Here is a 26322-nt window from a genome sequence, read left to right as displayed (position 1 = left end):
GGTAATACGCAGCCACGGCCTTGATGTCCTCAGCCGTGAGCTTCTTGGCCACTGCGCCCATCAGACCCAGAGGGCCGGCTTCGCGCTGCCCCTTGTTCCAGGCGTCGATCTGGCTCTGCATATAGTCGGCCGTCAGGTGGCCGATGGCCGGGAAATCATTGCCCACGCCCACGCCGCCGGGGCCATGGCACTGCGCACAGGCAGGAATGCCGTCGGCCCAGCGGCCGCGCTCGACCAGCCAGGCGCCGCCATCGTCGCTCTTGCCGGGCAAGGCACCGCGCACGCTCTTGATGGGCAATGGCAAGCTCGCGTAATAGGCCGCCACATCGGCGCGCTCCTGCGCGCTCATGGCCTTGGCCATGGGAGCCATGACAATGGATTGCCGGGCGCCGGCCGCGAGCTGGTTCAGCTGACGCTCCAGGTAGCCAGCATGCTGGCCCGCCAGAGCAGGAAAGCCGGCCTGGCCCTCACCCTTGGCACCATGGCAGCTGGCACAGGCAGCCGCCCCGCCCGCCGAGCCGGCCTGGGCAATCCTGGCCCCGGCAGCGGCGTTGCCGTTCAATGCGGCCTTGGCGGCGGCAGGTTCTTGTGCCCAGGCGCTGGTCGCCATCAGCATGGAAATGCCGACAGCTACCCACGACCGGGGCAGAGTCTTTGTGTTCAAGCGATTCATCTTGGGAATGGAGGTTTGGGCGGCGCAGATCTGCCGCGCATCAGGCCTGTGCCTGACGCCTACGTCTGAGCTGGGCAGTCACGGCCGAAGCAAGCCATGGCAGCAAGCACATGGCACTAAGATACCGAGGGAAGATTAAGAGCCAATTAATGCCGCCAGCAATTGGCTGCCGCTGCAGGACCGGGCTAATCGGGCAATGCCGCACAGGGCTTGACCGGCAGGCATAAACGCGCCACCAGCCCCGTCACCGCAGGCTCCGCCTGGCCGCTCTGCTGCCGCCATTGCGCCAGGGGCAGCAATTCCAGCTCACCGCCGCCGCTCTGCGCGATGCGCTGCACGATCGCCAGTCCCAGGCCGCTGCCATGGGCCTGATGCTGCTTGCGCCAGAAGCGCTGGGTCGCCACGGCACAGTCCTCGCGGTTCAGCCCGGGCCCGTGGTCGATTACCGTGAACTCCAGATAACCGCAGGGATTGGCAGGCGTTGCCTGCAGCTTGCCGGCATCAGGCTGCACCGGCTGCGAAACATGACGCAGACCAAGCAGCACCGAAGATTCGCCAGGCCCTGCGTCTGCTGGCTGCCCATAGTGCAAGGCGTTCTCCATCAGATTGCGCAATGCCGACACCAGCAGGGGCTGAGGCAGGGCCACGCACAAAGCCTGCAGCCGGGCATCCCCAAAGTCCTGATCTGGCGACCAACGCAAGCGCTGCGATCCCGAGGGAATGGCCGTGGCAGTGAGCTCCCGGGCCTTTTCCAGAGCCTCCAAGCCACAGGCCGGCTCGCCGCGGAAGCCACAGTCTTCCTCAGCTGCCGGCTGGCAATCCAGCCTGGCCAGCAGCAGCAATTGCTCCAGCGTGTGCTGCAAATGCTCCACCCCCTGTCCCGCCTGCTCCAGAGCATGCCGGGTCATCTGCCACTGTGTCGTCTGGGAAACAGGCCTGGAAGCGATGCCTGGGTTTCCAGCAGGCGACTGTTCCGTCAACGCCACCATCTGTGCGCCTGCATGGGCCACCGCCATCTGCGCCACCTGCACATGGGTTTTGACGGCTGTCAGCGGAGTGCGCAGCTCATGGGCGGCATCGTCGCTCCAGCGGCGCTCACGCTCAATGGCTCGGTGCACGCGCTGCAGCAGGTGATTGATGGTCTGCACCAGCGGCGCTAGCTCCCTGACCTGCCGGCCTTGCGCCACCGGAGAGTCGTCACCGGGCGGACGCTGGCTCAACTCCTGGCGCAGCGACTCCAGCGGCCGCAGGCCGCGCGTCACGCCCCACCACATCAGCACCATGCTGGCCAGCAGTGCCAGCACAAAGGGCAGGATGATGGTGTAGGCAAAGCCATGAATCAGGCCCTCGCGTACATCGATGCGGTCGGCCGTGGCAATGCGCACGCCATGCTCCTCGAGCACATAGGTGCGCCAGGGCTTGCCGCCTTTGGTGATGCTCGAGAAGCCCAGCGGCAGCGGCCCCTGGAAGCTGGGCGCACCGGCGGTGCGAGCCAGTACCTGAGAATCGCCGGGTTCGGCCCCATGGCCGGATTCAGCAGTCCCGCCAGGGTTGGTACTGCCAGTCTTTGCAGCCCTGAGCCGCGGCACATCCAGAGGAGACGCAGGAATCAGGGCCGGGCGTGCATCCGCCTTGCCCGTCGCCGCACCGGTCCCTGCATCAGCAGCAGCCTCCATGGCACCAGGTGCGGGGGCGGTCTGCACCTCGCTGCGAATCATGCTGACCTCGCAGGCAACGCCATCACGCGCCACCACATTGAGCATGGGGCCCCAGTCCTCGGGACTGGCGTTATGGGGTTTGAATTGATGGACGATGCCCGCCACCATGCGAGCCGAGGCGATCAGCCGGTCGTCAAGCACCGAGCGCAGCTCCTGCCGCATGTCGGCAAACATCCAGGCGGCCACGCCACCCCATAGCGTGCACAGCGCCAGGCACAGCCAGATCAGCAGGCGGACCCGCAGACTGCGCATCAGCGCCCGCCCCCTTGCACACGCCCCAATCTGAAGCCCACGCCACGCACGGTCTCCACCATGTCCGAGCCCAGCTTGCGGCGCAGGTGATGCACATGCACGTTCACGGCATTGCTCTCCACATCGAGGCTGTAGCCGTAGAGGCTGTCGCGCAACTGCTCCAGACTCAGAACGCGCCCCGGTGACTGCAGCAGCGCACGCAGCAGCGCCCATTCCCGGCGCGACAAATCCACGGCACAGCCCCCACGCATGGCCTGGCCGGCAGCCAGATCCACATTGACATCGCCCAGCACGATCCAGTCCACGGTACGCCCCGCAGCACGGCGCAGCAGCGCATGCAGTCGCGCCGCCAGCTCGTGCAGATCGAAGGGCTTGACCAGATAGTCGTCGGCCCCGGTCTGCAAGCCTTCGATACGCTGACCCACTGCATCACGTGCGGTCAACACCAGCACGGGCAGCGCCAGCCCCTGGCTGCGCCAGCGCGCCAGCAAATGCAGACCATCCTCATCAGGCAGACCCAGATCCAGCACACACACGTCAAAGTGGGAGGATTTGAGCGCCGCATCGGCCTGGCTGGCGCAACCCACCACGTCCACACCAAAGCCCTGTAGCTGCAGGCCCGCCTTCACCCCGCTGGCGACCAAAGCGTTATCTTCCACTAACAGCACATGCATTTTTTCATTGCGCAACCACCACCCGCGCCATCGTTTCCTGTGACCGGGCAGGTGTTGCGCGCCTTGTTTATCCGAATCGGGCGAGCATCGCAGATTTGTCTTTTCGCAGCGTTAACCCCTGCTTAATCCCCTGCGCCCAAGATCACGGCCAGCCCCATCCAGGACCGCCCCCCCGTTTGCTCATGTTTCTTCGCTTCATCGCAGTCCAAGCTCTGCTTTCAGCCCTGCTGCTGGCAGGCTCGGCTGCGTGGTCGCAGCCGCTGAGCCCGCCCGGCCTGAGCGCTGGCAGATCCGCTGCGCAATCCTCGATTCTGGGTGCGGAACAGGCTTTTGCACTGACGCCACCGGAGCAGAACGCCATCAGGACAGAGGCCGACGGTCGTCGCCTGCTGGAGCTGCACTGGACTATTGCCCCCGGCCATTACCTCTACCGCGACCAACTGCGCCTGCGCGATGCGCTGGGTCAGGCGCTGCCGCTGCAAATCCCTCTGGGGCATTCGCTGGACGATGCCTTTTTTGGCAAGGTTCAAGTCTTTCATCAGGAGCTGCGCGTTCAGGTCGCGCTGCCCGAAAGGCCCGAGCAGTGGCCGCTGGAATTGCAGTGGCAGGGTTGCGCCGAGGTCGGCATCTGCTACCCAGTGCAGCAGCAGAGCATCAGATCTACTCAGTTGGATCTCGGCAAGACGGCGCAGCCAACTACCCCGGATCCTGTCAATACCGCAGCCGCGTCAGCCAGCCCACTGCAGGCACTGGCACTGCCGGCCAGTGTGCTGATCGGCCCTCTTGCCTTTCCCAGCATGGCACTTGCAGCGCTTCTGGCCATGTTTGCAAGCCAGTGGTGGGCGAGGCGCAAGCAGCGCCAAGGCGGTCAGCCCATGGAGGCCCTGCTGCTGCGTGCCACGCTGGCAGGGCTGCTGGCGGCACGTGCGACCTATGTAGCTCAGTGGTGGCCCGAGTATTGGTCGTCCTTGGGTGCATCTCCGGCCAGCGCACTGCAGATCCTGGATATTCGCGACGGCGGCTGGAACCTCTGGGCCGGACTGTTGGCGGCAGCACTCTGGGCCACATGGAGCGCAGGTCGGCATGCGGCTTTGCGGCGCGGCGTGCTGCAGTCCCTGGGACTGGGGGCTTTCATCCTCGTGACGGCTTATGCGCTGCGCAACTGGGTGGAGCCCACCAGGCCCTTGCTACCTGCGCTGACGCTGGTCAGCGCTAGCGCTCAGCCCACAGACCTGCGCGGCTATCGGGGCCAGGCGCTGGTCGTCAACCTCTGGGCCAGCTGGTGCCCGCCCTGCAAACGTGAAATGCCGGTACTGGCCCAGGCGCAAAAAGACCATCCGGAGGTGCGTTTCATCTGGATCAACCAGGGCGAGGACGCGGCCACCGTGCTGCGCTATCTGCAATCCATGCCCTTGCCCGTCTCCCAGGTGCTGCTGGACCCGGATCAGCTCGCCGGCCGGCACTGGCAGCAGCGCGGCTTGCCTTCCACCTATTTCTATGACGCGAGCGGGCAGCTCCGATCCATGCGCATGGGAGAGCTCTCGCGTGCCAGCCTGGCCGAACAGCTGCGCACCATTGCCCCCGCTCGACCTGCTCCATGACTCAAGACTGACCAAGGTTTACCGTGCCCCGCCCACTGCCGCTGTCACGCCCGCTTTCTGCACTGATTTTTCCCGTGCTCGCCGCCACTGCCGCTACCGTGGTGGCCGTGGCCCATGCCCGCGATGTGATTGCCGCCAGCAAAGCCGCCGCAAGCAGTGTTGCAGCCGACGATCTGCCGTCGGCGCAGTTCCTGGCCGAACAGGGCCTGCAGATCGTGGGGCCTATGCAAAGCTCCGGCGGCCTCAAGGCCTGGGCTGCCTACCGCGATCAGCAGCCGATTCCCATCTACCGCATGCCTGACGGCAAGCACTGGGTGATCGGCACCGTCATCGATGCCCAGGGCAAGGATGTGAACGCCAAGGCCCTGCACAGCGCGGTACAACAGCCCATGGGTCAGGAGCTCTGGGCCGATCTGGAAAACACCCGCTGGATTGCCGACGGCAAGCCTGATGCCCCTCGCATCGCCTATGTATTCACCGACCCCAACTGCCCCTATTGCAACCAGCTCTGGCGCGAAGCAAGGCCGCTGGTGCAGGCAGGCCAGTTGCAGCTACGCCATATTCTGGTCGGCATGCTGCGTCCCAGCAGCGAGGGCAAGGCCGCTGCCATTCTGGACTCCCGGGTTCCGGAGCAGGCTCTGGCCGGCCACGCCATGGCCTATGCCGATGCTCATGGCAAAAATCCCGATGCCCTTGGCATTGCGCCGCTGCAGCGCATCCCTGTGTCGGCCCGCGATGCGCTGGCCAATAACGCTGCGCTGATGAGCAGTGCGGGCTTGCGCGCGACGCCTGTGACGATCTGGAAGAACTCCCGGGGCCTGGTGCAGATCCGCACCGGCATGCCGCCGGGGCTGCTGGACGAATTGCTCGAAAATGCCCCAGGCAAGCCAAGCCCTCAATAAGAGCTGAATTGCCTTGAAACCCATGCGCGGAAAGCGCAAGCAGCTATCATCACGGTAGCAAATCTATACAAGCACCATGAACCGCCCTGACTGGAACACCCTGCTGCCCGCCCTCGGCCCTGCCACCCGCATCGTGCTGCACGCCCCCAGTCCGCAAGCGCTGGCCCGCGCACGCGGTAATTTCAAGAACCTGAAAGCCGCCAACCCCGAGCTGGAAGTCTGGATCGTCGTCAACGCCCAGGCTGTGCAAGCCGTGCTGGACCAGCCGGACGATCTGGGTCCGACATTGGCGCAGGTGCTGCTATGCCCCAACACGCTCAGAAACAATAGCCTCAGCTCCCCTGAAAACATCCAGGTGCTGCCCATGGGCGCCGTTGAAGCCATCGCCCGCATGCAGCAGGATGGCTGGACCTATATCCGCAGCTGAGCGGGCGGGCGCCGGATTCAGGACTACAGCCCCCAGTCCCTGAGCGCAGGCAGCGCCAGCTGGGTTGCAGCATAGCCTTCGTCGATGGACTCGCGCCCACGGTAGAAATCCATCAGTCCGACATGCGAGAGGCGCGGCGCTATCAGCACCTCGGCCGGGTCTCCCGCCATGCGGCTGCGGGTGATGCGCATCTGCATGATGTTGACGCTGGCCATGACCACATTGACCAGCGAGGGTACGGGCATGGAGTCGTCGCCCTCGTCAAACCCGTCCCCCTTGCGCCCCCTGCGCATGACGGTTGAAGACAGCGTCTTCACGCTGGTCATGCTGCGCTTCCAGGCCCCTGTCCAGCCGAGCGGCGAACCGTTCGCGGCCAGAGCTTCGGGAATCTGGCCCAGCGGCAGAGGGGGCTCCACTTCTTCCGTATGCAGCGCCGAAACCTTGAGCTCGCGGCTGTGCATCCTGAGCTCGTTCTCGCCCATGTCCGCAGCCCTCATATGCCGGCGCATGATGTCGGCATTCAAATCGACGGCAATGACGATATCCGCCCCCATGGCGCGCGCCAGCGAAACCGGGACAGGATTGACCAGGCCGCCGTCAACCAGCAACCGCCCTTCACGCATCACGGGGGTGAACAATCCGGGCAGGGCGATGGAAGCGCGCACGGCCTCGGCAATCGAGCCCTTGCGCAGCCAGACTTCGGCTCCCGTCTGCAGGTCGGTGGCCACGCAGCCGAACGGCGTGCCCAGTTCCTCCACGGTTTCCTGCACGAAATTCTCGCGCCAGAACTCGATGATCTTCTCGCCCTTGAGCAGGCCACCGCCCAGATTGAAGTCCATGAAGCCGAAGACCTTGCGCTTGCCCAGACCCAGCACCCAGCTCTCGAAGGCATCCATCTCGCCGGCCGCGTAGGTTGCACCGACCAGCGAACCAATGGAAGTGCCGCAGATGATGTCGGGGCTGACGCCTGCCTCGCGCAGCGCGCGCAACACGCCAAAATGCGCCCAGCCTCTCGCAGAGCCGCTGCCCAGGGCCAGGCCCACCACGGGTTTGCGTCGCAATTTGTTCATAAGGCCTTCCCTGCCACTTTCACAGATGGTTCAACCGGGCTGCTCGCCGCGCAGCAATGCCAGCATCCCGGCCTCGTCCAGCACAGGCACGCCAAGCTCCTCGGCCTTGGCCAGCTTGCTGCCAGCCTCCGCCCCTGCCACCACATAGCTGGTTTTCTTGCTGACCGAACCCGAGACCTTGGCACCCGCCGCCTCCAGCATGTCCTTGGCCACGTCGCGGCCCAGTGTGGGCAAGGTGCCGGTCAGCACCACGGTCAGTCCAGCCAGAATCTGGGGCGCTTTCTCGACTGGCTCGCCTTCCTCCCAGTGCACGCCGCAGGCGCGCAACTGCTCCACCACCTCACGGTTATGGGGCTGGGCAAAAAAGGTGTGAATGCTGTCGGCCACCACCGGCCCCACATCCTTGACCTGCAGCAATTCCTCCACGCTGGCGTCCATGATGGCATCGAGCTTGCCGAAATGCTTGGCCAGATCCCTGGCCGTGGACTCGCCCACATTGCGAATGCCCAGACCAAACAGAAAGCGCTGCAGCGTGGTGCTCTTGGATTTCTCCAGGGCCGCCAGCACGTTCTGGGCAGACTTCTCGGCCATGCGATCCAGCGCCGCCAGCGAACTCAGGCCCAGTCGGTAAAGGTCTGGCAACACGCGCACCACCTGGCCATCCACGAGCTGATCAACCAGCTTATCGCCCAGACCTTCGATATCCATGGCACGGCGATGCGCAAAATGCAAGATGGCCTCCTTGCGCTGCGCGCCGCAGAACAGGCCGCCAGTGCAACGGTGATTAGCCTCGCCTTTTTCGCGCACCACCGCGCTGCCGCAGATGGGACAGGTCCTGGGCATGCGGAAGTTGGGCACGTAAACCGGCCGCTCGCCCGGCACGCGCCCCACTACCTCGGGGATCACGTCGCCTGCACGGCGCACTATGACCTGGTCGCCCACACGCACGCCCTTCTTGCGAATGTCGAACAGATTGGACAGGGTGGCATTGGTCACCACCACACCGCCCACCTGCACCGGAGCCAAGCGCGCCACGGGCGTGAGCTTGCCCGTACGCCCCACCTGCACGTCGATGGCTTCCATCAGCGTAGGCATCTCCTGTGCGGGATATTTGTGCGCCACGGCCCAGCGCGGCTCGCGCGACTTGAAGCCCAGCTGACGCTGCAGGGCCAGGCTGTTGACCTTGTAGACCACGCCGTCGATTTCATAAGGCAGATTGGCACGCTCGGCACCGATGCGCTGGTGAAACGCGACCAGCTCGGAAGCACCCAATGCCAGGCTGACCTGCGGTGCAACCGGAAACCCCCAGGATCTCAGCGTCTGCAGCATGGCGTAGTGCGTGCCGAAGTCCGGCCCGCCCAGCTCTGGCGGTGTGATCTCGCCCAGGCCGTAGGCGAAGAACGACAGCGGGCGCTGGGCCGCGATATTCGAGTCGAGCTGGCGCACCGAGCCGGCAGCCGCATTGCGCGGGTTGGCAAAGGTCTTGGCACCGGCAGCCTGCTGGCGCGCATTGAGTTTTTCCAGATCGGCCTTGGCCATATGCACCTCGCCACGCACCTCCACCACCGGCGGCACATTGCGATCTGCTGGCAGGGACAGCGGAATCTGGCGAATGGTGCGGATATTGTGGGTGACGTCTTCCCCCACCTCGCCATCGCCGCGCGTGGTGGCCTGCACCAGGCGGCCGCTTTCATAACGCAGATTCATGGCCAGACCGTCGAACTTGGGTTCGGCCACATACTCGATGGCGGCTGCGGATGCATCCAGCCCCAGCTCCTTGCGCACGCGCTGGTCGAAGGCAATCGCGCCCGTGGCCTCGTTGTCGGTCTCGGTCTGAATGCTGAGCATGGGCACGGCATGACGCACGGGCGTCAGGCCATCCAGCACTGCACCGATCACGCGTTGCGTGGGCGAGTCCGGGGTGACGAGGGCCGGGTAAGCGCCTTCGAGTGCTTCCAGTTGCTGATAGACACGGTCGTACTCGCCATCAGGCACCGTGGGTGCATCGAGCACGTAGTACTCATGTGCCCATTGCCGGAGCTGGGCGCGCAATGCAGCCACCTTGCTCGTCACGCTTTCCGGCACCCCCACATTGATAGCAGCCGGCGCTTTTTGGCCCTGGGGCTCAGCGGAAAAAAGGTCTAAATTCTCGGTCATGCTCTGCCCGCTGGAAATTCACGGTCTGGGATAAAAAAGGCCAACATCGTTGGCCCTGTTTGTTTTAGCTGAAAAGCCTTCTGGCGAGAAGCGAGCCGGCCGACAGCTCTGCGCTGTCGAGCTTGTCGTAGAGCAGCTCCAGGTCATGCTGAATCGGGTCCAGCGCCGAGACCGGCAGCAGATAGCCATTCTGGTCGCAGAGCACGCCGTCCATGGTCTGGCAAAGCTGCTCCGCCACCTGGCGCAGGCGTGCAAACGGCTGCTGCCCGCGCGGCACCTGGGCCACATCGAGGCTGAGCAGGAATTCGCGCACGACGGACTGATCCAGATCGTCGCCCATGGCGGCCTGGGGGTCGTAATTCAACACCAACACAGGCGGCAGGCCCTGGATGGGCGAGGCAAGCACCATGCGACCCGGCATGGGCGTGATGACAAAGCCCAGGCGCTGCGCATTCTGCTGTACATAACCGGCACTCCAGGATGCCTGACGCGCCCGTAGCATAAAGCTCAGCTGCGCATCGTGCTCGCTGGCGAACTGATCGAGCTCGCGTGCCCGCGAGACCTCGTTGAGCATATTGGGCACATCGGCCATGGCGCCCAGCGCATCGGCAAAGCGCTGAACCTTGGTGACGAACTCCGAGAACTCGATCTCGTTGAGCGCACCGGTACGGTTGGCCAGTTGCACCCCGGCCTGAAAACCCAGATAGCGTTGGCCGGTCTGCAGCGGCTCCCACTGCTTGCTTTCCTGATTCATGCCTTCGATGGCAAAAGGCTTGTTGCCGGCACGGCGGGTGCTGGGCTGGGCCTGCAGAGCCACTTCGCCAGGAACGATCTGCGCCACCGTGACAGGCGCGATCGCATCGATCAGCGCATCCAGATGGCCGCGGCGCTCCACGGACGAGGCAGGAGGAATCGAAACGGCCAGTGGAGCGTCCGTCAACACGGGCTCCACTGCCTGCGCGGCCTGCTCGGTCACGGCAGCAATGGCAGCATCCGTGCGCTGAGCAGTCGCCTCTTGCATCGCCCCGGCATGCGCGGCTTCGGCCAGCTCGGCTTTCTGCTGGGCGGCAGCCAGGGCCTCCTGGCGCTGTGCCTCTTCATGGGCTTCACGCGCCACGAGTCGGGCCAGCTCGGCATCGGCTTCGGCAAAGCGACCCGCGGACTCCGGCATCTGCAGAGGCTCGGTGCCGGGAATGGCATTGCCGAAATCGCCCAGCACGGGCTCGTGCTGGTACTTGGTCAGATCCGCGCCATGACCGACGGTGTTCATGCCGGGCTCAAGGCGCTGAGGATCTGTGCTTTCTTCCTCGGGCTCGGCCCGCTTGGGAGCATTGCGACGCGCAGTCCAGGAGTTGTAGGCAACGATCAGCGCCAACAGCACCACACCCAGGACGGCCAGACTGATTTGCAAGTTACTCATGTGAGAAAACGGTTCTTCAATAGGAGGATGACCGGGCTCAGGATAGCTCAGCCATGGAGAGGGCGGACTCCATGTCCACCGCAACAATTCGTGAAACGCCCTGCTCCTGCATGGTCACACCGATCAACTGCTCCGCCATTTCCATGGCGATCTTGTTGTGGCTGATGAACAGGAACTGGGTTCCCTTGCTCATGCTGTGAACCAGCTTGGCATAGCGCTCGGTGTTCGCATCGTCCAGCGGCGCATCCACTTCGTCCAGCAGACAGAATGGCGCGGGGTTGAGCTGGAAGATGGCAAACACCAGCGCAATCGCGGTCAAGGCCTTTTCGCCGCCAGAGAGCAGGTGAATAGTCTGGTTCTTCTTGCCCGGCGGCTGGGCAATCACCTGCACGCCGGCATCGAGGATTTCGTCGCCGGTAATCACCAGCTTGGCCTGACCGCCGCCGAACAGCTCGGGGAACATGCGGCCGAAGTGACGATTGACGATATCGAAGGTGCCGGTCAGCAGATCCCGGGTCTCGGCGTCGATCTTGCGGATCGCCTCTTCCAGGGTATTCATGGCCTTGGTCAGATCGTCCATCTGCGCATCGAGGAAGGTCTTGCGCTCGCGTGCCAGGGTCAGCTCGTCGAGCGCGGCCAGATTCACCGCCCCCAGGGCCTGAATTTCCCGATGCAGACGATCGATCTCGCCCTGCAGACCGTGAAGACGCACATTGCCCTCGGCAATGGATTGCGACACCGCTGCCAGATCGGCATTGGCCTCGGTCAGCAGATTGCTGTATTGCTCCAGACCCAGGCGCGCAGCCTGCTCCTTGAGCTGGAATTCGGTGATGCGCTGACGCAGCGGATCCAGCGCCTTCTCCAGGCTCTGGCGACGCTCGTCGCTGGCGCGAAGCTTGTTTGTCAGATCCTCATATTCGCTGCGGCGCTCGGCAACGTCCTTTTCACGCTGCATCTTTAAGTCAAGCGCATCCTGAAGACCGCCCTGCGCTGCCGCATCGGACAGCCGGGCCAGTTCATCCTGGGCGCGCTGCTGCTCATCGGCCAGTGATCTGGTTTGCTGGCTGGCGGTTTCGATGGTGCGAGACAGCTCCGCGCGACGCGCGTGCAGCGTGCGCTGCGAGAAGGTTGCTTCCTGGGCCTGACGCTCCAGGCTGCGCAGCTGCTCGCGCGACTCGTTCAAGCGACGCTCGGCGTCCAGCACGCGATCGCCCAGCTGGGCATGGCGCTCCTGGCTGTCGGCCAGCTGCATGTCCAGCTCCTCGAAGCGCGCTTCTGCAGCCACCTTGCGCTCTTCGATATCGGAGAGCTGGGCTTCGACTTCGGACAGATCCGCCGTGATCTGTGCATTGCGGGCACGCGCCTGCTCGGCCAGCTGCGACAGGCGCAGGGTTTCGACCTGCAGCTCATGGGCACGGCTTTGCGACTCACTCGCTTCGCGGCGCGCGGACACCAGACGCTGCGAGGCATCGGCATAAGCGCTTTCGGCGCGCACCAGAGCCGAGCGCGACTCATCGGCAATCAGTGACTGGGCGCGGACTTCCTTCTCGAGATGCTCGATCTCCTGCGCCCGTGCCAGCAGACCCGATTGCTCGGAATCCTGGGCATAGAAAGTCACGCTGTGCGCGGTCACCGCATGGCCTGTGGGCACATAGATGGTCTCGCCGGCCTGCAGATCGGCGCGCTTGGCCAGGGCCTCGTCGAGTGTGGGCGCGGTATAGCAGCCCGTCAACCAGTCCACCAGCACGGTGCGCAGACCGGCATCGCTGATCTTGAGCAGATCGCTGAGACGCGCAAAGCGCGTAGCTGCCGTGACACCGGGAGCCTGAGCCTGGCTGAAGAAGGCCAGCCTCGCTGGCGGAGCATCCTGCCCGCCCGAGCCCAGAAAACCGCGCACCATGTCGAGGCGACCGACTTCCAGCGCCCCCAGACGTTCGCGCAGCGCGGCTTCCAGCGCGTTTTCCCAGCCCGATTCGATGGCAATGCGGCTCCACAGCCCCTGCAAGCCGTCCAGCCCATGCTTGGCCAGCCAGGGCTGGAGCTTGCCATCGGTCTTGACCTTTTCCTGCAAGGCCTTCAGAGCCTCCAGCCGCGCCGACAGATCGGCATGCCGGCTGTTCTCCGCATTCAATGCCTGCTGGCGCGCGCGCCGGTCCTCGTCGAGTTGCGGCACGCTGTCCTGCAGCTCGTTGAGCACGGCATCCGCCATCTCGGCCAGCTCCTGGGCCTCGGCCAGCTGTGCCTGCAAATTGTTCAGACGTGCCTCGTCCGGCGTCTCCAGCGCATTGCGGTCGGTCCGCAAACGCTCGTAACGGGTTTCGAACTGGCGACGCTGCTCGTCCAGGCTGCGCTGCTCAGCGGCCAGCACCTGAATCTGCTGCTGCACCTGCACCACGGAGTTGCGCTGCTCGGCGTCGGCCTTCTGCGCCTTGTGCCAGGCTTCCTCCAGGTCGGGCAGACGGCCGCTTTGCTCCTCAAGCTGCGCGGCCAGCATCTCGGCCTGCTCCTCGGCATCCATGCCCGCGCCTTCGATGTTCTCGATCTCGCCCTGGGCCTCTTCGCTGCGGCTGCTCCACAGCAGCAGCTGCTCTGCCAGTTGCTGCAGGCGCTGCTGCACGCGCTGGCGGCCTTCGACCACATAGCGAATCTCGGCTTCCAGCTTGCCGACCTCGGCCGTGGCTTCGTAGAGCTTGCTCTGTGCCTGATTGACCTGATCGCTGGCGTCGTAGTGCGATTGGCGCAGGGTCTCGAGTCCGCTTTCGTTGTTGCGGATATCGGCCATGCGCTCTTCGAGCTCGTTGACGACCTGGAGGCCTTCGACACGCACGCGGTCCTGCTCGGCCTCGGCCTCGGCCCGCTTCATGAACCACAGCTGATGCTGCTTGAGCGTGACCTGGGCGTTCAGGCCGTTGTACTTGGCCGCAACTTCGGCCTGCTTTTCCAGCTTGTCCAGATTGGCATTGAGCTCGCGCAGAATGTCTTCCACACGGGTGAGGTTCTCGGTCGTGGCCGAGAGGCGGTTTTCCGTCTCACGACGACGCTCCTTGTACTTGGAAACCCCGGCCGCTTCCTCGAGGAACAGGCGCAGCTCCTCGGGGCGCGACTCGATGATGCGGCTGATCGTGCCCTGACCGATGATGGCGTAGGCACGCGGCCCCAGACCCGTGCCCAGAAACACGTCCTGCACGTCGCGGCGACGCACGGGCTGGTTGTTGATGAAGTAGCTGCTATTGCCTTCGCGCGTGAGCACGCGCTTGACGGCGATCTCGCCGAACTGGCCCCACTGGCCGCCCGCGCGATGGTCGCTGTTGTCGAAGGTCAGCTCCACACTCGCGCGGCTGGACGGCTTGCGATGCGTGGTGCCGTTGAAGATCACGTCCTGCATGGACTCGCCACGCAACTCGCTGGCCTTGCTCTCGCCCAGCACCCAGCGCACCGCATCCATGATGTTGGACTTGCCGCAACCGTTAGGTCCCACCACACCGACCATCTGCCCCGGCAGAATGAAATTGGTGGGCTCGGCAAAGGATTTGAAGCCGGAGAGCTTGATGGAATTCAGGCGCACAGTGTCAGTGTCGGTCTAGAAGCTGGCCTGCAAAGGCTTGTGGTGGGGAAGAGAAGCGCCAACAGCAACGGCAGCCATGCAAAGCCTCAAGGCCATGCCCGTGCTCGCAACCATTAGCAGAAGGGAATCATAACGCGGCCTGCCCCTTCGTCAGCCAAGATTGCTGCATACACACAAACCATAGCTGCCTGTGCTTGTGCGCCAAGGGCTGGAGGCGGATTTCAACCACCAAACCTGCCGAGGGTTGCCTCAGGCGCGCGGCTGAAAGGCGATCAGCCCGGCTCCCAGCAGGCAGACGGCAACTCCCGCCATATCCCAGGCACTGGGTTTGATGCCATCGACCAGCCACAGCCATAGAAGCGCCATGCTGATGTAGATGCCGCCATAGGCGGCGTAGACGCGACCCGAGGCCGAGGGGTGCAAAGTCAGCAGCCAGACAAACAATGCCAGGCTGGCCGCTGCAGGCAGCAGCAACCAGACACTGCCGCCCTGCTTGAGCCAGAGCCAGGGCAGATAGCAGCCCACGATCTCCGCCACGGCGGTCAAGGCAAACAGCAGCAAGGTCTTGATTTCAGGCAATTCGAACTCTCACACAACAAAAAGCAGGCATTGTAGAGACCGCAACCGCCTCAGCGCATGGACACCGGGCTGAGCGCCGGCGTCGCAGAACCCGGCACATTGCCATTCGTGACCAGCCCCTCGAACTCGCTGACCGGCACAGGCGGGCTCATCAGATAGCCCTGCCATGCATAGCAGCGTATGCCTTCGAGGAAACGGCACTGCGCCTGCGTCTCCACGCCTTCGGCAATCACATGCAGACCCAGACTCTTGGCCAGGGCCACGATGGTGCGTGCAATGGCCGCATCATTGGGGTCGGTCAGCACGTCACGCACAAAGCTGCGATCGATCTTGAGCTGGTCCAGCGGCAGCCGCTTCAGATAGGACAGCGACGAATAGCCGGTGCCGAAATCGTCCAGCGAGAATCCGATGCCGTAGGACTTGAGGCGCATCATCTTGGCGATGGTGTCGTCTACATCGGCCACCAGCATGCCTTCGGTCAGCTCCAGCTTGAGCCGGCGCGCATCGGCCCCATGCTCGGCCAGCGCCTTGAGCACCTGCTCGACAAAGCCGCTTTGGTGAAACTGCTTGGGGCTGACATTGACCGAGAGCACCAGTTGCGCATAACGGGGATGCTTGGCCCATTTCGCCAGCTGCTGACAGGCCGCCCTGAGCACCCAGTCCCCCAGAGGCAGGATGACGCCGGTTTCTTCGGCCAGCGGAATAAAGTGGGCGGGCGGAACAAAACCTTTTTCTGGGTGCTTCCAGCGCAGCAGACCTTCGGCACCGATCACCTTGCCCATTTCCACCTGGGGTTGATAGAACAGCTCGAACTCGCCGGCCTGCAGGCCGGCTCGCATGTCCTGCTCTAGCGTACGGCGCTCCTGCAAGGCCGATTGCAACTGCGGATCAAAGAAGCAGCTGACATTGCGCCCCTGGCTCTTGGCCTGGTACATGGCCATTTCAGCGCGGCGCTGCACTTCCTCACCCGTCAGTTCGGGCTCGCCAAACAGGCTCAGACCCATGCTGACGGTAATGGAGCGCAGCACTCCGCCGATCTCTATGGGCTCGCGCAAGCGGTCCAGCCATTGATCGGCCTGCTGCTCCAGCCTGGCGGCAGCCGCTACGGAATCTCCGCCCAGATCCTCGATCAGCAGCACGAAATCGTCACCGCCCTGGCGGGCAATCGTGGCCCCCGAAGGCAGCAGACTACGGATGCGCTGACTCATCGACTGCAGCAGCAGATCGCCCTGATCCAGGCCATAGGTCTCGTTGAAGGCCTTGAAGTTGTCGATATCCAGCAGTACCACTCCACCGAAATGGGCCTTGCGCTGGGCCACGGCCAGCGCCTGCTGCAGCCGGTCGGCCAGCAGGCGGCGGTTGGGAAGCCCTGTCAGGGCATCGTAGAAGGCCAGACGACGGACCTCCTGTTCGGCCGCCATGCGCTGGCTCTGGTCCTGCAGCACCATCAGGCATCCATCGGCCTGCAGCACGGCGCTGACCGCCACCGGGCGGCGCAGGCCGTCAAGACCTCTGAGCATCAAGGTCTGTGCAGATACGGTGCACGCAGCGGCCTCGGTGGCGAGCTCGTCCCACTGCGCATCCTTGCCATCGACGCGCTCGTGTTCGGAGCGGCGAAGCTGCAAGATCCGGCTGGCCTGCGCCTTGGCGACCTGCCAGCGCTGGATCACGCGCTCGCGCTCTGCGGTGTCGGGGAACATGCGTTCCCACCACTGCTGGGTGGACACGCTGGGCTTGCCGCCATAGCCGGCCAGACGCAGAAACTCCTCGTTCCAGTACACCAGGCGCCCGTCCAGATCCTCCATGACCAGCCCTACCGGCAACCGTTGCATGAGACTGCGCAACTGCTGGTGACCCAGCCGCTCCATCTGCTCCAGACGCTTGCGCCCGCTGATGTCCTGCACCAGCACCTGCAATCGACGGGACTCATGACGTCCGGTCAGAAACGCGTTGAGCTCCACCCAGACCGGCGCACCATTCTTGGAGCGCAGACAGAACTCGCCCGCGTTGTGCTGAAACTGCTGCAGGTCCAGTCCTTCCAGAAGCTGGGCGCACTGGGCCTGATCTTCAGGCATGACCAGCTCCAGCACGCTGCGTCTGTGAATGTCCTGGGCTTCGTAGCCCAGCAGCCTGCAGAAATGCTGGTTGACCTTGAGCACGCTGCGCGTGGCGATATCCAGCTCGAGCACACCCATGGCGGCCTGCTCGCACATGGCATGAAAGCGCGCATCGCTCTCCTGCCGCGCCTGTGCGCTGAACTTGAGGCGCCGGCTCCAGCTCCAGCGGCTTTGCCACCAGCCCGAAACCCAGGCGGCCAGCACCAGCCCCGCAAGCAGGCCCGCAGCCAGCACCAGCCATGGCAGGTATCGCTCAAGCCTTCTCTGGCTGCTGAGCGCGGGCTTGAACTGCAGCGACCAGATACGGTCGTACACCTGTATCTGCCGCTCCAGCGGCTTGATTGCAGCAAACTCCGGATGGGTTTCCGCCTCCGCCCACAAGGAGCCCGTGAACAGTATCTCCGAGCCGCTGGCAAGCAGGGACAGCGGCAAGGCCGGCCGTTTGTGGTCAAGACCGACCTTGGGCAATGGGTCGGCGGGGCTGAGGTCCACCAGCTTGAAAGCGACCTGCGGATAAAGATTGGCCGGAACCAGCCCTCTGGCAAATTCACCGAGCCGGATCCGGGCATCGACCGTTCCAAGCAGCTTCTCGGAGCCGTTGTAGCCCCCTTCCTGGGCAGCAGGCCATAGCGGCGCACGCAACGCAACGCCCTTGGGGCTATCGGGCAGCTGCAGAAAGCGAAACGGCGCCGACATCGACATCTGGCGCGAATTCCATGCCTGCATCAGACCATGAAATGCCGCTGCCGGCTGACGTGCATTGCTCCCCGCCAGAGCCTCGTTGTCGATCATCGGCCAGACATAGGAAACCTCGAAGGCCTGGGAATCACGCGCAAGATCGGTATGCAGTTCCTCGTTCACCGCGCGGGTCAGACTCAGTGCCTGCAGCCCGACCAGGCTCTCACGGCTGAGCAAGGCATGGGCATGCTGGGAAAACATCTGCTGGCCCGCATCCACATCACTGGCCATTTGCTCGGCCAGCTTGGCAAGCAGCCGGTCATAGCTGCCCAGGCGCTGCTCCAGGGATCGCGTTGCCATATCGGCACTGAGCTGCAAACGCTGTTGCATGCGCGACTCCTGGCTCTGATGGAGCAGCCAGCTCCCCAGACAGCCACAGGAAATCCCAAAACCCAGTGCCAGCAGCGCCAACCAAGGTTTGCGCACTGTCATCACTGGCTGAGTTGCGAATTGCGGCATGCAAAAAACACAAGATTCCTGAGTTGCGAAGTGGCTCCGGTCCGCAGTAGCGCCTTGCAGCAAAGGCTGCGACACCATGAGCCAATGGGAGGAGCGACATAGTTTGTAGGAACAAACCTACAGCCAAAGAACATTCACGCCAAGTGATTACCCTGAAAGGCTTGCCATGATTGCTTCTAGATTTAGATCAAATCATAGGCATAAGCTTGTATATCCAATACAAAGCGCTGCAAAATCAAGAGCAAGCCTCCGCCTCAAAATTGACAAATGTCAATATTTGTCGGAGCTTAGTCCTATTCCGACTTGATCACAAACCACGACAATTTGTATCTTTTCTGCAACAATCAAGCAGAACCACAGTGCGGAACCCGGTTATTTCCGCCTGCAGGCGAGTGAGTAACAAGGTTTTTCCACCGGTAACAGCGCAATCATGTCCCAACGCCCGACCCTGCTGATCGTCTACCACTCCCTGACGGGCGGCACACTCCAGATGGTCGAAGCCGCCAGTACCGGCGCCCGCCAGGAAGCATCCGTGCAGGTCCGCCTGCTGCATGCCACCGACGCCGGCCCGCAAGACCTGCTGCAGGCCCAGGGCTATCTGTTTGCGACGCCGGAGAATCTGGCTGCGATCAGCGGCCTCATGAAGGACTTTTTCGACCGAAGCTATTACGGCGTGCTCGATCGGATACAGGGCCGCCCCTATGCCAGTCTGGTCTGTGCGGGCAGTGACGGTCATAACGCAGCCAGACAGATGGAACGCATTGCCACCGGCTGGCGTCTGAAGGCAGTGGCGGAGCCGCTCATCATCTGCACCCATGCCCAGACACCGGAGGCCATACTGGCCCCCAAGCAGATCCCAGCCGCCGATCTCCAGCGCTGCGAAGAATTGGGCCAGTCGCTGGCCGCCGGGCTGGCTTTGGGAATTTTTTAAAAAAACCAGGGTTTGCCCGCATCATTCCGCGCGGGACAGGCTCCAGACAAAGGCAAGAATGGGGCCTTCGAATCGGCTTGTATAAATGTGCCATCATTGCGCGCGCATGCTTTTCTCCGATGCGCGCTCCCAAGCAGGCATAGTCTGCGACTTCACCAGCTCTTGCGTCCATGATTGAACCAGACACCGCACGTCCCAAGCGCACGCCTCGCGGCCCCAGTCCGCAAAAGACTCAGGCCACGCGCCGCTCCATCGTGGCGGCTGCGTTTGCAGAATTTCTGGAACACGGCTATGCGCGTGGCACCACGGCTTCGGTGGCACAGCGCGCGGGACTGTCAAAGGTCACGCTGTTTCGCTATTTCGACAGCAAGGAAGCCCTGTTCGAAGCTGTCATCCAGACACATATCGCCTCGGCCGCCGTGGCCTTGCAGTCCAGCCCCATGCACGAGCAGGAATCGGTGGGCGAATATCTGCTGCGCACCGTGGGCGCCGCTGCGGAGGTCATAGACAGCAGCGGCCGCTCTGCCACTGCCAGACTGGTCGTCGCCGAAGGCCTGGAGTTTCCGCTGCTGGCGCAGATGTATCGTCGCTATGTCCACGACGCCTTGCTAGAGCATTTCACCCGGCTCGCGCAGCTGGCCGCCAAGCGTGGAGAGCTCAAGGCACCGGAGCTGGTGCAGCACCCGGAATTGCTGCTTGCACCGCTGTGGCTGGCCATGATGAACAACACCGTCATTCATCCCGAAGTGCCCATGAATGCCGGAACCCTGTTCCGGCTCCAGGTGACCCTGCTGTTCAAGATGCCTTGAGTGTTGGTGCGCCAGAATTTCAATGAAATCCGGCTCAATCGCTTACTGGCAAAGCGCTAGCAGCTATCAAAAATAACAAAACCGCAGTCTTTAGGACTGCGGCTTTGTTCATCGAGCGAGTTCGCCCATCAACCCGGCTGTGGGGCCTCTTCTCCACCCAGTGCCTTCCACAGGGTCACGCGGTTGAGCTGCTCCGACAGGCGCAGGCCTATCAAGGTCTGCTGCGCGGTATAGAGGCTGCGCTGCGCATCCAGCACCGTCAGATAGTTGTCCACACCGGCCTTGAAGCGAGCATTCGACAAATCAAAGGCTTTTTGGGTATTGGCCACCATGCTGGTCTGGGCGTCCAGCCGTTCGCCCCACTGGGCACGGTCGGCCAGCACATCTGCCACCTCCTTGAAGGCAGTCTGCACGGACTTCTCGTACTGACTCAGCGCAATGCGCTGATTGCTTTCGGCCACCTGTACATTGGCGCGGTTGCGGCCGCCATCAAAAATCGGCAGTTTGACCAGAGGGATGAAACTCCAGGTGCTGTTGTTGTTGCCGAACAGGCGGTCCAGCTCGTTGCTTCCGGTACCGAAACTGCCGGTGAGCGTGATGCTGGGAAACAGCGCCGCTCTGGCTGCGCCGATATTGGCATTCATGGCCTGCAGATTGCGCTCCGCAGCCTGCACATCAGGACGCTTGAGCAGCACCGATGAGGGCAGAGGTACGGGAACGACCTTGAGAGCCGCCGTGCCTGCCGCGCCCGTCAGGGTCTGGGCGTTGGGCAGCAGTTGCGCAGGCACCGGACCGCCCACCAGCAGCTGCAGGGCATTGCGGTCCCTGTCGACCTGAGAGGTATAACTCGCCACGTCACCGCGCGCGGTATCGACCGTGGTTTGGTTCTGGGCCAGCACCAGACCGGAGGTCGAGCCCAGCTCATGCATGCGCCGCGTCAGCTCGAAAGCCTTGATGCGGCTGTCCAGCGTATCCCTGGCCAGCTGCAGGCGCGCCTGATCGGCCGCCAGCGTCAGCCATGCATTGGCGACATCAGCCACCAGACCGATCTGCACATTGCGCCGGTTGTCCTGGCTTTGCAGAAACTGCTGCAGCGAGGCTTCGCTCAGATTGCGGATGCGCCCCCACAGGTCCAGCTCGTAGCTGGCGAAACCCAGCTGGGCCGTGTATTGCTCGCTGACGCTGGAGCGTCCGGCCGTCGTCAGATCGCCTGCGGTGCGCGTGCGATTGCTCTGCGCCTGGGCCGTGATGCCCGGCAGCAGATCGGCTCTGGTGATGCCGTACTGGGCGCGCGCCTTCTCGATGTTTTCCAGCGCGACGCGCAGATCGCGATTGTTGCTCAGCGCCAGCGCCACCACCTCGCGCAGCTGCGGCGACTGCAACCATTGCAGCGCCTGGGCCTGTTGCAGCGCCGCCTCGCTGGCCTGAGCCGGCACGGCGTTACCGGAGACAGTCTCGGGCACGGGCAGATCAGGCGTTCTATAGGCCGGAGCCAGGTTGCAGCCCGCCAGCAAGGCCGTCACTGCGGCGACCGCCATGGTCGAAAATTTCATGCTCTGGCGCCTCATGCCGCGCTCTCCTTGTTGACGTCCGCCACCTCATCGCTGCGCGAGCGGCTCTTGAACCAGCTGCGCACCAGCAGGAAGAACACCGGTACGAGGAAGATACCCAGCACCGTCGATGCCACCATGCCGCCCAGCACGGCTGTGCCGATGGCATTGCGACCACCAGCTCCAGCGCCGGTGCCGATGGCCAGCGGGATCACGCCGAAACCAAAGGCCAGAGAAGTCATCAGGATGGGACGCAGACGCAGACGCACGGCCTCCACCGTCGCATCGAACAGCTTCTTGCCCTGCTCCTGCAGCTGCACCGCAAACTCCACGATAAGGATCGCGTTCTTTGCCGCGAGACCCACGGTGGTGAGCAGGCCGACCTGGAAATACACGTCGTTGGTCAGGCCACGGGTATAGGTCGCCAGCAACGCTCCCACCACGCCCAGCGGCACGGCCAGCATCACCGACAGCGGCACCGTCCAGCTTTCATAGAGTGCGGCCAGGCACAGGAAGACGAACAGAATCGAGATGGCATACAGCATGGGAGCCTGCGCACCGGACTGCCGCTCCTGCAAGGAAGCTCCTGTCCATTCATAGGCAATGCCGTTGGGCAGCTTTTTCAGGATGTCTTCCACCGTCTCCATGGCTGTACCCGAGCTGATGCCCGCTGCAGCACGGCCTTCAAACTCATAGGCCGGGCTGCCGTTATAGCGCAGCAGCTGGGGCGAACCATAGGCCCAGTAGGTTTTGGAGAACGCGCCAAACGGCACCATCTCGCCCTTGTTGTTGCGCACCGTCCATTTGGCGATATCGGTGGGCAGCATTCGGTACTGGGCATCGCCCATGATGTAGACACGCTTGACGCGGCCGTTGTTCAGGAAGTCGTTCACATAGGTGCCGCCCATCGCGCTGGATAGCACGCTGTTGATGTCGCTGTACGCCAGCCCCAGAGCAGCAGCCTTGCGGTCATCCACATCCACGCGCAGTTCGCTGGCGTCTTCCAGATTGGTGGTGCGCACAGCCGTCAGCAGATTGTTGGCACGCATTTCGCCAAGCACCTGATCACGCGCGGCGAGCAGCGCTTCATGGCCCACACCGTTGATGTCCTTGATCATGAAGTTGTAGCCCGAGCTCGAACCCAGGCCGCGCACTGCGGGCGGCAACACCACCTGCACGCGCGCATCACGGATGCCGGCCAGATCCTTGGTCGCCTTGTTCGCAATGGCCGCGGCCGACTGCGAAGGCAGCGGACGCATGCTCCAGGGCTTCAGACGAATGAAGCCGCGCGCCGAACTCTGGTCGCCATTGAGGCCCGAAACCTGGTTGAAGCTGATCACGTCCGGCTGCTTGGCCAGATACTCGCGCACCTGGTCCAGCACTTCCTGCAGACGGGTGTCCGAAGCACCCGACGGCAGATTGACGTTGACATAGACAAAGCCCTGATCCTCGTCCGGCAGGAACGAGGTGGGCAGCTTGGCCATCAGCAACCAGACCGCGGCCAGCACGGCCAGGAAGATCAGCATCATGCGCTTGGTCCGGCCCAGGCTGAAAGCCACGGTGCTCTGGTAGCGGTTGGCCGCGGCATCGAAATTGCGGTTGAACCAGCGGAAGAACCGGTCGTTGATGCCCAGCACCCCGGAGCGTATGGGGCGCTCGTGGCCATCTCCGTGGCCGAGATCCGGAGCCTTCAGAAGCGTGGCGCACAACGCCGGTGTCAGCGTCAGGGCCACGAACACGGACAGCGCCATGGCCGCCACGATGGTGATGGAGAACTGGCGATAGATCACACCGGTCGAGCCACCAAAGAAAGCCATGGGCACGAATACCGCCGACAGCGTGACCCCGATGCCGACCAGCGCGGGCGTGATTTCCTTCATGGACTGGCGCGTCGCCTCCTTGGGAGACTTGCCCGTCTCGTGCATCACCCGCTCCACGTTCTCGACCACCACGATGGCGTCATCCACCAGCAGGCCGATGGCCAGCACCATGGCAAACATCGTCAGAGTATTGATGGAGAAACCCGCAACGGACAGCACGCCGAAGGTGCCCAGCAGCACCACCGGCACGGCAATGGCGGGGATCAGCGTGGCACGGAAGTTCTGCAGGAACACGAACATCACGATCACCACCAGCACCATGGCCTCGCCCAGCGCATGCACCACCTCGTTGATCGAGGCCCGCACAAAGGGCGTGGAGTCCGAGCTCACGAAATAGTCGATCTGATTGGGGAAAAAGGGCTTGAGCTCGGCCAGCTTGGCGGCCACGGCATCCGACACCGCCATAGCGTTGGCACCGTCGGCCAGGATGATGCCCATGCCTGCGCCCGGCATGCCGTTGAGCTTGGCCTGAATGGACAGATTGTCGGCCCCCAGTTCCACCCGGGCCACGTCCTTGATGGTGACGACAGAGCCGTCATTCGAGGACTTGAGCACGATGTTCTCGAACTGCTCCACGGTCTTGAGCTTGGTACGCGCCGTAATGGTCGCGTTCAGCTGCTGGTTCTGCACTGCCGGCAAAGCCCCCAGCTGGCCTGCGGAGACCTGGGCATTTTGCGCGTTGAGCGCGTTGCTCAGATCTGAGGGAATCAGTCCGTATTTCTCCATCTTGGCCGGGTCCATCCAGATGCGCATCGCATAGGGCGTACCGAAGACGTTGATGTCACCGACGCCTTCGATGCGTCCGATGATGTCCACCAGATTGCTGTTGATGTAGTCGCCGATGTCCACGGCGGTCACATCCTCATCGGGCGAATAGAAACTGTAGGTGACCAGAAAATCCTGGCCGCCCTTGTTGATGAACACGCCTCGCGTCTTCACGGAGTCCGGCAGGCGGTTGACCGCGCCCTGGATCTTGTTTTGCACCTGCACCTGGGCCACGTCGACATTGGTGCCGGGAGCAAAGGTCAGCGTGATGCGGGCCTGACCGGAGGCATTGCTGGTCGAGCTCATATAGAGCATGTTGTCGATGCCCTTGATCTGCTGCTCGATGATCTGCGTCACCGAGTTTTCGACCGTCTCCGCCGAAGCACCCGTGTACTGGGCGCCGATGGTCACCCGGGGTGGAGCGATCTCGGGGTACTGCTCCAGCGGCAGCAGCTTGATCGACAAAGCCCCGGCCAGCATGATGATGATGGCGATGACCCACGCAAAGATGGGCCGGTTGATGAAGAACTGAGCCATGTGTGTCGCCTGCCTTGCTTACTTCTTGGCAGGCGCATCGGCAGCGGCCTGGACGGGCGGCTCGCCACGCTGGCTCTTGCGCTCGGCCTTGGCCTTCAGATCCACTTCAACGGTCTGGACCTTGTCGCCGGGCTTGATGCGCTGAAAGCCATCCACCATCACACGCTCGCCGGCTTTCAGGCCCGTCTTGAGCAACCAGAAAGCTCCCACGGCGCGGTCCAACTCCACATCGCGCTTTTCCACCAAATCGCCGTCCTTGACGACCATGACATTGGCGCGTCCGGTCAGATCGCGGGTCACCGACTGCTGCGGCACCAGCAAGGCATCGGGTGCCAGGGCTGTCGGCAGCAAGGCCTTCACATACATGCCGGGCATGAGCATGCCGTCGGGATTGGGCACCTCGGCGCGCAGGGTCAGCGTGCCGGTCGTGTCGTTGACGATCACGCCTGCAAAGGCCAGCTTGCCCTGATGCGGGTAGTCGCTGCCGTCGTCGAGCTGGATGCGCACGGGAATCTTGTTGCCTTCCACCTTCTGGTAGCGGCCGGACTCCAGATCTCGCTTGAGCTGCATCAGATCGGAGCTGGACTGGGTGAAGTCCACATACATCGGGTCCAATTGCACGATGGTGGTGAGCGCCGTGGCCTGACTGGCCGTGACCAGCGCGCCGGGCGTGACGGCAGACAGCGCGATGCGGCCGCCGATCGGCGCCTCGATACGGCTGTACTTGAGATTGATACGCGCGGTTTCCAGGTTCGCCTTGGCCACCGCCACGTCCGAAGCAGACTGTGCTGCCGCCGCCTGGCTTTCGTCAAAGGCCTGCTTGCTGATGGCATCGATCTTGACCAGCTCGGCATTGCGCCGCGCCGTGGCCGCCAGCGTGCGCTGGCTGGCTTCGGCCTTGGCCACGGCTGCCGCGGCACTGGCCTCGGCGGCCTTCAGCGATGCGGCATCGATCTGGTAGAGCTGCTGGCCCTGCTTGACCTGAGCGCCTTCGGTGAACAGGCGCTGCTGGATGATGCCCGAGACCTGGGGACGCACTTCGGCCGTCATGAAAGCCCGGGTACGCCCCGGCAGGCTGGCATCCAGCTGCTGGCTTTGAGACTGCAAGGTGACCACTCCGACCTTGGGTTCCGACTTGGCCGGGCCTTTTTGCTCCGCCTCGGGCTTGGAGCAGCCCGCCAGCGCCGCAGCGATCAGCATGGCGCCCACAGCCAGCGTCCAGCGCTGCTGGCGACGACCCTGCCGGCCTGCACCGGGCAGGCAAGAAAAATGCGCCTCTCGGCGCGGTCTCGGCGAAGCGGGCTGGTCAATCTTCATACGTGGAACGGTTTGAACTAAGGAACTTGTCAACATTGTGCGCCGACAATATTAATAAAATGTAAAGCAGCCAAGAGCGCAATGACATGCCGGCAATCACCCGCTTGCCATTCTTCTGTCACACAGGCATGCAAGACATGCTGCGCCATCGGCTTGGTGGCACCACTGTAGAAAGCCTTGG

At 63.4% G+C, this 26322-nt stretch carries 17 protein-coding genes; 5 read left to right on the top strand and 12 right to left on the bottom strand.

Annotated elements, in window-relative coordinates:
• The 3 genes from ACLBXN_RS14345 to ACLBXN_RS14335 form a co-directional block, all read right to left on the bottom strand.
• On the bottom strand, window positions 1–673 hold a 673-nt coding region (locus ACLBXN_RS14345; protein ID WP_447612562.1), incomplete at its 3' end, for a c-type cytochrome.
• A 185-nt stretch (window positions 674–858) separates the two neighbouring features.
• Window positions 859–2643 (bottom strand): ATP-binding protein, encoded by a 1785-nt coding sequence (locus ACLBXN_RS14340; RefSeq protein WP_447612560.1) that lies wholly within the window; start codon window positions 2641–2643, stop codon window positions 859–861.
• Window positions 2643–3317 carry a response regulator gene (locus ACLBXN_RS14335; RefSeq protein WP_003054305.1) on the bottom strand — a complete coding sequence of 225 codons (675 nt, stop codon included), beginning with the start codon at window positions 3315–3317 and terminating at the stop codon, window positions 2643–2645. Before ACLBXN_RS14335 ends, ACLBXN_RS14340 begins: the two co-directional genes overlap by 1 nt.
• 182 nt (window positions 3318–3499) lie before the next feature.
• Here ACLBXN_RS14335 and ACLBXN_RS14330 point away from each other — a divergent pair, with 182 nt between their 5' ends.
• The 3 genes from ACLBXN_RS14330 (at window position 3500) to ACLBXN_RS14320 (ending at window position 6247) form a co-directional block, all read left to right on the top strand.
• Window positions 3500–4918, top strand: coding sequence for a prolipoprotein diacylglyceryl transferase family protein (locus ACLBXN_RS14330; RefSeq protein WP_447612559.1), 1419 nt, complete (start codon window positions 3500–3502; stop codon window positions 4916–4918).
• 23 nt (window positions 4919–4941) lie between these two features.
• Complete coding sequence (gene dsbG, locus ACLBXN_RS14325; protein WP_447612558.1) at window positions 4942–5820, top strand: thiol:disulfide interchange protein DsbG; 879 nt, start codon at window positions 4942–4944, stop codon at window positions 5818–5820.
• Between the two features lie 76 nt (window positions 5821–5896).
• A complete protein-coding gene (locus ACLBXN_RS14320; RefSeq protein ID WP_447612557.1) occupies window positions 5897–6247 on the top strand; it encodes a DsrE family protein in 351 nt (116 codons plus the stop codon).
• A 23-nt stretch (window positions 6248–6270) separates the two neighbouring features.
• Here ACLBXN_RS14320 and ACLBXN_RS14315 read toward each other — a convergent pair whose 3' ends face one another.
• From ACLBXN_RS14315 to ACLBXN_RS14290, 6 genes are all read right to left on the bottom strand, one after another.
• Complete coding sequence (locus tag ACLBXN_RS14315; protein WP_447612556.1) at window positions 6271–7317, bottom strand: patatin-like phospholipase family protein; 1047 nt, start codon at window positions 7315–7317, stop codon at window positions 6271–6273.
• Window positions 7318–7347: 30 nt separating this feature from the next.
• Complete coding sequence (ligA, locus tag ACLBXN_RS14310) at window positions 7348–9474, bottom strand: NAD-dependent DNA ligase LigA (RefSeq protein WP_447612555.1); 2127 nt, start codon at window positions 9472–9474, stop codon at window positions 7348–7350.
• A gap of 64 nt (window positions 9475–9538) precedes the next feature.
• Window positions 9539–10894, bottom strand: a complete 1356-nt coding sequence (locus ACLBXN_RS14305; protein WP_211456549.1) for a cell division protein FtsZ — start codon at window positions 10892–10894, stop codon at window positions 9539–9541.
• Window positions 10895–10931: 37 nt separating this feature from the next.
• Window positions 10932–14459 carry a chromosome segregation protein SMC gene (gene smc, locus ACLBXN_RS14300; protein ID WP_447612554.1) on the bottom strand — a complete coding sequence of 1176 codons (3528 nt, stop codon included), beginning with the start codon at window positions 14457–14459 and terminating at the stop codon, window positions 10932–10934.
• Window positions 14460–14708: 249 nt separating this feature from the next.
• Window positions 14709–15038, bottom strand: coding sequence for a YnfA family protein (locus ACLBXN_RS14295; protein ID WP_447612553.1), 330 nt, complete (start codon window positions 15036–15038; stop codon window positions 14709–14711).
• Between the two features lie 50 nt (window positions 15039–15088).
• Window positions 15089–18223, bottom strand: a complete 3135-nt coding sequence (locus tag ACLBXN_RS14290) for an EAL domain-containing protein (RefSeq protein ID WP_447612552.1) — start codon at window positions 18221–18223, stop codon at window positions 15089–15091.
• 559 nt (window positions 18224–18782) lie between these two features.
• Between ACLBXN_RS14290 and ACLBXN_RS14285 the strand changes: the two genes are divergently transcribed.
• Both ACLBXN_RS14285 and ACLBXN_RS14280 read left to right on the top strand, forming a co-directional pair.
• Window positions 18783–19283, top strand: a complete 501-nt coding sequence (locus ACLBXN_RS14285) for a flavodoxin family protein (RefSeq protein ID WP_447612551.1) — start codon at window positions 18783–18785, stop codon at window positions 19281–19283.
• 170 nt (window positions 19284–19453) lie between these two features.
• Complete coding sequence (locus tag ACLBXN_RS14280; RefSeq protein ID WP_211456554.1) at window positions 19454–20092, top strand: TetR/AcrR family transcriptional regulator; 639 nt, start codon at window positions 19454–19456, stop codon at window positions 20090–20092.
• 128 nt (window positions 20093–20220) lie between these two features.
• Here the strand turns inward: ACLBXN_RS14280 and ACLBXN_RS14275 are convergent, their stop codons facing one another.
• From ACLBXN_RS14275 to ACLBXN_RS14265, 3 genes are read right to left on the bottom strand one after another with little or no spacing between them, the layout of a single operon-like run.
• Complete coding sequence (locus tag ACLBXN_RS14275; protein WP_447612550.1) at window positions 20221–21645, bottom strand: efflux transporter outer membrane subunit; 1425 nt, start codon at window positions 21643–21645, stop codon at window positions 20221–20223.
• An 11-nt stretch (window positions 21646–21656) separates the two neighbouring features.
• A complete protein-coding gene (locus tag ACLBXN_RS14270) occupies window positions 21657–24824 on the bottom strand; it encodes an efflux RND transporter permease subunit (protein ID WP_447612549.1) in 3168 nt (1055 codons plus the stop codon).
• An 18-nt stretch (window positions 24825–24842) separates the two neighbouring features.
• Window positions 24843–26141 carry an efflux RND transporter periplasmic adaptor subunit gene (locus ACLBXN_RS14265; RefSeq protein WP_447612548.1) on the bottom strand — a complete coding sequence of 433 codons (1299 nt, stop codon included), beginning with the start codon at window positions 26139–26141 and terminating at the stop codon, window positions 24843–24845.
• Window positions 26142–26322 lie beyond the last annotated feature (181 nt).

The sequence above is a fragment of the Comamonas sp. C24C genome, from assembly GCF_053345995.1.
This window is presented reverse-complemented; position numbering and strand designations above follow the sequence as displayed.